Origin of the sequence: Kitasatospora sp. NPDC002551 (genome assembly GCF_040296005.1) — a bacterium.
Taxonomy (GTDB): domain Bacteria; phylum Actinomycetota; class Actinomycetes; order Streptomycetales; family Streptomycetaceae; genus Kitasatospora.
Window position 1 is genome coordinate 1 of the sequence record NZ_JBEOWI010000109.1, and the last position, 9,222, is coordinate 9,222.

2 protein-coding genes are annotated in these 9,222 nt (G+C 76.7%); both read right to left on the reverse strand.

The window, feature by feature from the left end:
* Positions 1 to 6,182 (reverse strand): type I polyketide synthase (locus ABT093_RS39770; RefSeq protein ID WP_350572388.1); only part of this gene is annotated, 6,182 nt, incomplete at its 3' end.
* 88 nt (positions 6,183 to 6,270) lie between these two features.
* Positions 6,271 to 9,222, reverse strand: a 2,952-nt coding sequence (locus ABT093_RS39775) for a SpnB-like Rossmann fold domain-containing protein (protein ID WP_350572389.1), incomplete at its 5' end; no start/stop codon positions are given.

Sequence of the window (9,222 nt, forward strand, 5' to 3'; positions counted from 1 at the left end):
GCGCCGGCGAGCGCCTGCCGGATCACCCGCTCCTGCGACGGACCGTTCGGCGCCGTCAGACCGTTGGACGCGCCGTCCTGGTTCACCGCCGAACCGCGCACCACCGCGAGCACGGGATGCCCGTTGCGCACCGCGTCCGACAGCCGCTCGACCAGCAGCAGGCCCACGCCCTCGCCCCAGCCGGTCCCGTCCGCCGCCGCCGCGAACGGCTTGCACCGCCCGTCCGCCGCCAGACCGCGCTGGCGGGCGAAGTCGACGAAGACGGCGGGCGTCGACATCACGGTCACGCCGCCGGCCAGCGCCAGATCGCACTCACCGGCGCGCAGCGCCTGGCAGGCCAGGTGCAGCGAGACCAGCGAGGACGAGCAGGCCGTGTCGACGGTCACCGCCGGGCCCTCCAGCCCGAGCGCGTAGGCGACGCGGCCCGAGGCGACGCTCCCGACGTTGCCGTTGCCGAGGTAGCCCTCCAGCTCGTCCGGCACCCGGTTCAGGCGGGTCGCGTAGTCGTAGTAGATCGCCCCCGCGAACACGCCGGTGCGGCTGCCGCGCAGCGACTCCGGGTCGATGCCCGCGTGCTCGATGGTCTCCCAGGAGGTCTCCAGCAGCAGGCGCTGCTGCGGGTCCATCGCCAGCGCCTCGCGCGGCGAGATCCCGAAGAAGGCGGCGTCGAACTCGGCCGCGTCGTCCACGAATCCGCCGGTCCGCACATAGGTGCTGCCCGGGCGCGAGGGGTCGAGGTCGAAGATCCGGTCGATGTCCCAGCCCCGGTCGGCGGGGAAGCCGGTGAGCGCGTCGACGCCACCCGCGACCAGGTCCCACAGCTCCTGCGGGGAGGTCACGCCGCCCGGCAGCCGGCAGCCCATGCCGACGATGGCGATCGGCTCGTCCGGAGCCACCGGCACGGGCCGGGCGGACGCGCCCGCCGGGGCCGGGCCGTCGGTGAGCAGGTCGGCCAGGCGGCCGGCCAGCAGCCTGGGATTCGGGTAGTCGAAGACCAGCGTCGCGGGCAGGCGCAGGCCGACGGCGCTGCTCAGCCGGTTGCGCAGTTCGAGCCCGGTGAGCGAGTCGAAGCCCAGCTCGCGGAACGCGCGGCTCTCCTCGATGCCGTCCTCGTCGCCGTGTCCGAGCACGGCGGCGGCGTGGGTGCACACGGTCCGCACCAGCAGTTGCCGGCGCTCGGCCTCCGGCAGGCCGGCCAGCCGGGCCGTCAGCGCGCCCGACCGCGCCCTGCCGCCGGCCGCCGCGCCACGGCGGCCGGGCACCCGGGCGAGGTCGCGCAGCAGCGTGGGCACCGCGTCGGCGTCGGCGCGGCGGAGCACGGCGAGGTCCATCCGGACCGGCATGAGGACGGGCTCGGCGCGGTTGACCGCCGTCTCCAGGAGTGCGCAGCCCTGCTCGGCGGAGAGCGGCAGGACGCCGAGGCCCGTCATGCGCCGGCGGTCGGCCGTGCCGAGCCCCGCGGTCATCTCGCTGCCGTCGGCCCACCAGCCCCAGGCGAGCGAGGTCGCGGGCAGGCCGTGGGCGCGGCGGTGGCGGGCGAGGGCGTCGAGGTAGGCGTTGGCGGCGGCGTAGTTGCTCTGCCCGGGGTTGCCGATCAGGCCGGCGGCCGAGGAGAACAGGACGAAGGCGTCCAGGTCGAGATCGCGGGTGGCCAGGTGCAGGTTCCATGCGGCGTCGGCCTTGGGGCGCAGCACGGCGGCCAGCCGTTCGGGCGTCATGGCCTGGATCACCCCGTCGTCGAGCACGCCGGCCGCGTGGACGACGGCGGTGAGCGGGTGCTCGGCGGGGATCGCGGCGAGCGCCCGGGCGAGGGCCTCGCGGTCGGCCGCGTCGCAGGCCTCGATGCGCACCTCGGCGCCCCGCTCGGTGAGTTCGGCGGCCAGCTCGGCCGCGCCGGGGGCGTCCGCGCCGCGCCGGCTGAGCAGCAGCAGTCGGCGCGCGCCGCGCTCGGCCACCAGGTGGCGGGCCAGCAGAGCGCCGAGGGTGCCGGTGCCGCCGGTGATCAGGACGGTGCCTTCGGGCGCGGGTGTGAAGCCGGTGTCCTCGGGGCGGGCGGCGGCCCGGACCAGGCCGGGGACGAACCCGGTGCCGCCGCGCAGCGCGAGCTGGCTCTCGCCCGAGGCGGCCTGCGCGAGCACGGCCTCCTCGGGGGTGTCGGCGTCGGCGTCGACCAGCACGAAGCGCCCGGGGTGCTCGGCCTGCGCGGAGCGGACCAGACCCCAGACGGCGGCCGGGGCGAGGTCGGTGACCTGCTCGTCCGCGCCGGCCGCGACCGCGCCGGTGGTCAGCAGGACGAGACGGGTGTCGGCGGTCCGGGGGTCGGCCAGCCAGCGGCCCAGGAGGTCGAGGACGCGCGCGGTCAGCTCGTGCGTCCGCTCGGGTTCCGGGCCGTCGGCGGAGGGGACGCGCACGAGGACGGCCTCCGGGAGCCGGTCCCCGGAGTCGTCGAGGATGGTGGCGGCGTCGTCGAGGGCGACGGTCCGGCCGGAAGCCGGTCCGGCCGCGAACTCCGTCTCCTTCCAGCGGAGTTCGAAGAGGGAGTCGCGCAGCGGCGTGTCGGCGGTCCGCAGCAGCTCGGCGGAGACCGGCCGGACGACCACCGAGCCGATGGAGACGACCGCCCGGCCGTCCTCGTCGTGGGCGCTCAGCGAGATCGCGCCGGCCGCGCCCGCCGCCAGCCGCACGCGCAGGGCGCGGCTGTGGCGGGTGTCCAGCCGGACGGCCGTCCAGGAGAACGGCAGGCCGGCCTGGAGCGGCGCGTCCGCATCCTCCCGGACCAGCATCGGGTGCATCGCGGCGTCGAGCAGGGCCGGGTGCAGCGCGAAGCGGTCGGCGTCGGCACTGCCCTCGTCGGGGAGTTCGACCTCGGCGAACAGCTCGGTGCCGCGCCGCCAGACCTGCCGCAGGCCCTGGAACAGCGGGCCGTAGTCGAAGCCCGCCGCTGCCGCGCGCTCGTAGAGGTCGTCCGCGTCGACCGGCCGGGAGCCGGGCGGAGGCCACTGCTCGGGCGCCGCCTCGTCGGCCGGGGCCTCGGCCGGGGATTCGGGGGCGGCGGTGACCAGGCCGGTGGCGTGCCGGGTCCAGGGCCGGTCGGCGGGCGCGTTCTCGGGCCGGGAGTGGATGCCGACCGCGCGGGCGCCCGTCTCGTCCGGGTCCTCCACGGTGACCTGGATCCGCACGTCCTCGGCGTCGGAGAGCACGAGCGGGGTGTGCAGGGTGAGTTCGTCGACCACCGGGCAGCCGGCCTCGGCCCCCGCGCGGAGGGCGAGTTCGAGGAAGGCCGTGCCCGGAACGATGACCGTGCCGAGCACGGCGTGGTCGGCGAGCCACGGATGGGTGGCGGTGGAGAACCGTCCGGTCAGGACCGTCCCGGAGCCGTCGGCCAGCTCGACGGCGGCGCCCAGCACCGGGTGCTCCAGCGCCGACTGGCCCCAGCCCGCGCCGACGACGTCCGTGGGGTCGGGCTCGGCCCAGTAGCGGCGGTGCTGGAAGGCGTAGGTCGGCAGATCGACGTGCCGGCCGGCGGGGAGCAGGGTCGTCCAGTCGACGGGCAGGCCGGCGACGAAGGCGGCCGACAGCGCCGTCACCAGACGCGCGGGACCACCCTCGTTGCGGCGCAGGGTCTCCAGGACCACGGCGCCCGGGACCTCTTCGAGCTGATCCGCGACCGGGACGACCAGCCCCGGGTGCGGACTGCACTCCACGAAGGTGGTGTGCCCACCCGCGAGGGCCGCACGCACCGCCGCGTCCAGCCGAACGGTCCCGCGCAGGTTGTCGAACCAGTACGAACCCGCCAGCTGCTCCGGCGACTCGACCGCTTCGCCGGTCACCGTCGAGTACATCGCCACCCGGCCCGCCAACGGCCGAACGGAGGAGGACAGTTCGACGACCTCGTCGCGGACCGCGTCCATGTACGCCGAATGCGAGGCGTAGTCGACCGGAATCCAGCGGGCCCGGACGCCCTCGCGCTCACACCGCTCGACCACGGCGGCCAGCGCCCCGGTTTCTCCGGAGAGCACCACGCTCGACGGCCCGTTGACGGCTGCCAGCGACAACCGCTGGTCTCCGGCGACGAGTTCGGCGGCGCGCTCGGCGCCGAGGCCGACGGACAGCATCCCGCCACCCGTCACGCCCCTCAGGGTCCGGCTGCGCAGTACCACCACCCGGACGGCGTCCTCCAGGGACAGCAGCCCGGCCACATGCGCGGCGGCGATCTCGCCCTGCGAATGGCCGATCACGGCCGCCGGCCGAACCCCGCACGACTCCCACCACCGCGCCAGGCCCACCATCACCGCGAACAGCACGGGCTGCACCACGTCGACCCGCTCCAGCAGCGCACCCGAACCGTCGCGCAGCACCTCCAGCAGCGACCAGTCCGTCAGCGGATCCATCACCCCCGCACACTCTGCGATCGCAGCGGAGAACACCGGTGAGGCGTCGAGGAGTTCGGCGGCCATCCCCGCCCACTGCGAGCCCTGGCCCGGGAAGACGAACACCGCGCCCGAACCCGACACCGCAGCCGACTCACCCCCGGCGATCTCACCCAGCCGGTCCACCAGCTCGGCCATCGTCCGTCCGGCGGCGACCGCCCGGTGCTCGAACACCGCCCGGCCCGTCACCAGCGACCGGCCGACGTCCACCGGATCGGCCCCGGGATGCGCCACCGCCCACTCCCGCAACCGCTCCACCTGCTCCCGCAGCGCCGCACCCGACCGAGCCGACACCACCCACGGCACCACCCCGCCGACCGGCTCGACCGCCTCGACCGCCTCGGACGCCGCCGGAACCTCCGCCTCGGACGCCTCCTCCAGCACCACATGCGCATTGGTGCCGCTGGCGCCGAACGACGACACGGCGGCCCGGCGCGGGCGCTCCGAACGCGGCCAGGCCACCGGCTCGGTCAGCAGCCGGACGTTGCCGGTCGCCCAGTCGATCTGCGGCGAGGGGGCGTCGATGTGCAGGGTGCGCGGCAACTCCTGGTGCCGCAGCGCCATCACCGTCCTGATCACCCCCGCCACACCCGCCGCCGCCTGGGTGTGACCGATGTTCGACTTCACCGAACCGAGCCAGAGCGGCCGGTCGTCGGGACGGCCCCGCCCGTACGTCGCCAGCAGCGCCTGCGCCTCGATCGGGTCGCCCAGCGGGGTACCCGTCCCGTGCGCCTCCACCGTGTCCACGTCGCGTGCGGCCAGCCCGGCGGCCTCCAGGGCCGCCCGGATCACCCGTTCCTGCGACGGACCGTTCGGCGCCGTCAGCCCGTTGGACGCGCCGTCCTGGTTCACCGCCGAGCCGCGCACCACGGCGAGGACGGGGTGTCCGTTGCGGATCGCGTCCGACACGCGCTCGACCACCAGCAGGCCCGCCCCGTCCGCGGGGCTGAAGCCGTCGGCCGCCGCCGAGAACGGCTTGCAGCGGCCGTCCGGGGCGAGGCCGCGCTGCCGGCTGAAGTTGACGAAGGTCTCCGGGGTGCACATCACGGTGGCGCCTCCGGCGAGCGCGAGGTCGCACTCCCCCGCGCGCAGCGCGCCGACCGCCAGGTGCAGCGCGACCAGCGCGGAGGAGCACGCCGTGTCCACCGTCACCGCCGGCCCCTCCAGCCCGAGGACGTAGGACACCCGGCCGGCGAGCAGGCTGGCGGCGTTGGCCATGCCCAGCGTGCCGTCCCGCCCCTTCGCCGTCCGGGCGAGGAGGGTGGTGTAGTCGAGCCAGTTGATCCCGGTGTACACCCCGGTGCGGCTGCCGCGCAGGGTGCTCGGGTCGATGCCGGCCCGCTCGACGGCCTCCCAGGAGATCTCCAGCAGCAGGCGCTGCTGCGGGTCCATCGCCAGCGCCTCGCGCGGCGAGATCCCGAAGAACCCGGCGTCGAAGTCGGCGGCGTCGTGGAGGAACCCGCCCTCGCGGACGTACGCCGTGCCGGGGGCGTCCGGGTCGGGGTCGTACAGGGCCTCCAGGTCCCAGCCCCGGTCGGTCGGGAAGGCGCCGATCGCGTCGCCGCCGCCCGCCACGAACTCCCACAGCTGCTCCGGCGTCGACAGCCCGCCCGGGAAGCGACAGGCCATGCCCACGATCGCGATCGGCTCGCGGCCCCGCTCCTCCAGCTCCCGGACCCGCCGGTGCGCGTCCCGCGCGTCGGCGACGGCCCGCTTGAGGTAGGACCGCAGCTTCTCTTCCGACTCGGCCACGTCTACTCCGACTCCTCGATCGAACGGTCGTTGTCGCTGGTCTGGTGCTGGTGCCGGTCCCACGGTGGGCCCGGGTGGGTCCGCGGCATCACTCGAACCCCTGGTCGACGAGGGAGAACAGCTCGTCGTCGCTGGCGGACCCGAGGTCGTCCTCGTCGGTTCCGTCGGCCCCGTCGTCGGGTGCCCCGCACAACGCCAGCAGCTCGCGCAGGCGTTCGGCGATCCGGTCGCGGGCCCCGTCCTCGGCCAGGACCGCCGGCAGCGCCTCGTGCAGCCGGTCCAGGTCGGCGAGCACCGGTGTGGCCCCGGAGGACTCCTCGGCGAGGCGCGCCAGCACGTGGCGGGCCAGGCTCACCGGGTTCGGGAAGTCGAACACCAGCGTCGAGCGCAGGTGCACGCCGGTGGCGCGCACCAGGCGCTTCCGCAGTTCGACCGCCATCAGCGAGTCGAAGCCGACCTCCTTGAACGCCCGCTCGGGCCCGACCTCGTCGGCGCCCGGGTGTCCGAGCACGGCTGCCGCCACGGTCCGTACGAGCGTGACCAGTTCGCGCTCGCGCTCCTCCTCGGACAGCGCCGCCAGCCGCCGTCGCAGGGCGTCGGCCCCCTGGGTCCCGGGCGTATCGGCGCCGGCGGCCGCACGGCGGACCTCCGGGGTGCGGAGCAGGTGCCGCAGCGGACCGCGCACGGCCTCCGGGCGGGTGCGCAGGGCCGCGCGGTCGGGCCGGGCGAGCACCAGGCCCGGTCCGGCCGCACGCAGCGCCTCGTCGAACAGCACGAGCGCCTCGGCCTCCGTCAACTCCAGCAGTCCTTCCTGGAGTTCGGCCTCGGCTCCGCCGGCTCCGGTGGGGCCCCAGGCGAGCGCGGCGGCGGGCAGGCCGTCGGCGTGCCGGGCGGCCGCCAGCGCTTCGGCGAAGGCGACCGCCGCGGCGGTCGCGGGTGCTTCGGGGGCGCCGGTCAGCCCGCTCGCCGGGGAGAGCGTCACGAGTGACGCGCCCGGATGCGCGGCAAGGAGCCCGGAGAGGGCCAGGCTCGCCTCGACGTCCGGCTCCGCGTCGTCGCGGGCCGCACCGGCCACCGCGAGCAGCACGCCGGCCACCGGGTGCCCGGCGGTGGCCGCGTCCAGCGCGGCACGCAGCCCGTCGTGGTCGCCGGGCGTCCAGGTGACGACCTCGGCCTCGGCGCCCGCCCCGGCCAGCCGGTCCGCCAGCCGGTGCACGGCACCGATGCCCGCGTCGCCGCCCGGCAGCAGGACCAGGCGACCGACACCGTGGGCCGCGACCAGGTGTCCGGCCAGCGCGCCGGCCAGCGGGCCGTCCGCGCCGCCGATCAGCACCGTGCCGCCGCCCGCGCCCCACGGCTCGGCCGGGGCCGCGCGGTCGGCCGCCACTGCCCTGGCCAGCGAGGGGGCGAGCAGCCGTCCGCCGCGCACGGCGAGCCTCGGTTCGCCGGCGGCCACCAGCGTGGGCAGTGCGGCGGCGGAGGCCGGGTCGGCGTCCAGGTCGGCCAGCAGGATCCGGTCCGGGTGCGCGGCCTGGAGCGCGCACACCGCGCCCCAGACAGCCGCCCGGGCCGGGTCGGGCACCCGGTCCCCGTCCGTGGTGAGGACGGCCTGCCGGGTCACCAGCAGGAGCCTGCTGTCGGTCAGCCCCGGTTCGGTGGCCCAGGCCGCGACCTGGGCCTCCGCGAGCGGGATCCGGGGGAATGCCGCGGCGGTCGGCTCGGCGTCCGGGGCGGCGTCCGGGTCCAGGTCGGTCGCGGCGAGCACGACGGTGTCGGGTGCCGGCGAGCCGGCCGCGACGGCGGCGGCGAGGGCCGCCACATCCGCGTACCGGGCCGCCGGGTCGAAGTCGTCGAGGGCGCCGAGGGTGTCGAGGGTGTCCGCCGCGCCGAGCACGGCGAGACGTCCGGGCACAGCACGGCCCGGCGCGTCCTCGCCCCGGGCCGACCAGGTCAGTCGGAGGAGCGCGTCCCGGTGCGCACCGCCGGCCGCGCGCAACTGCTCGGCGGAGACCGGGCGCACGGTCAGCGACTCGACCACCGCGACCGGACGGCCCGCCGCGTCCGCGACGCGCATCGACACCGCGCCCTCCCCGCCCGGGGTCAGCCGGACCCGCAGGCCGACCGGACCCGTGCCGGAGAAGCGGACACCGTGCCAGGAGAAGGCGACCCGGACGTCCTCGTCCTCGCCGGCGCCCGCACGGAGCGCCTGGACCCCCGCGTCCAGCAGCGCCGGGTGCACGGCGAAGGCGGCCGCCTCGCGCTCGTGCTCGGCGGGGAGCGCGACCTCGGCGAACAGGTCGTCGCCGCGCCGCCAGGCGGCCCGCAGGCCCCGGAAGGCGGAGCCGTAGTCGACCCCGGAGACCGCCAGGCGCTCGTAGAAGTCGTCCACGTCCAGCGGCGCGGCACCGGGCGGCGGCCAGCTCGCCCACTCGGGGCCGGCGCCGTCGACGTCCGTGCCCTCGACCAGCGTGCCTTCCGCGTGCCGGGTCCAGGGCTGGTCGGCGGGCGCGTGCTCGGGCCGGGAGTGGATGCCGATCGCGCGGGCCCCGGACTCGTCCGGCGCGCCCACGACCACCTGGATCCGCGGCGCCTCGGAGTCGGGCAGGACGAGCGGGGTGTGCAGGGTCAGCTCCTCGACGGTGGGACGGCCCACCTCGCCGCCCGCCCAGGCCGCCAGCTCGACGAAGAGCGTCCCCGGCACGATCGCCGTACCCAGGACGACGTGGTCGGCGAGCCACGGGTGAGCCGCGGCGGAGAGACGACCCGTGAACAGCACGGTGCCGTCGTGGGCCGAACTGACCGCCGCGCCCAGCAGCGGGTGCCCGGCCGGGGCCAGCCCGAGCCCGGCCGGGTCGCCGGCCCGGACGCCCTGGTCCAGCCAGTAGCGGCGGTGCTGGAAGGCGTAGGTCGGCAGATCGACGTGCCGGCCGGCGGGGAGCAGGGTCGTCCAGTCGACGGGCAGGCCGGCGACGAAGGCGGCCGACAGCGCCGTCACCAGACGCGCGGGACCACCCTCGTTGCGGCGCAGGGTCTCCAGGAC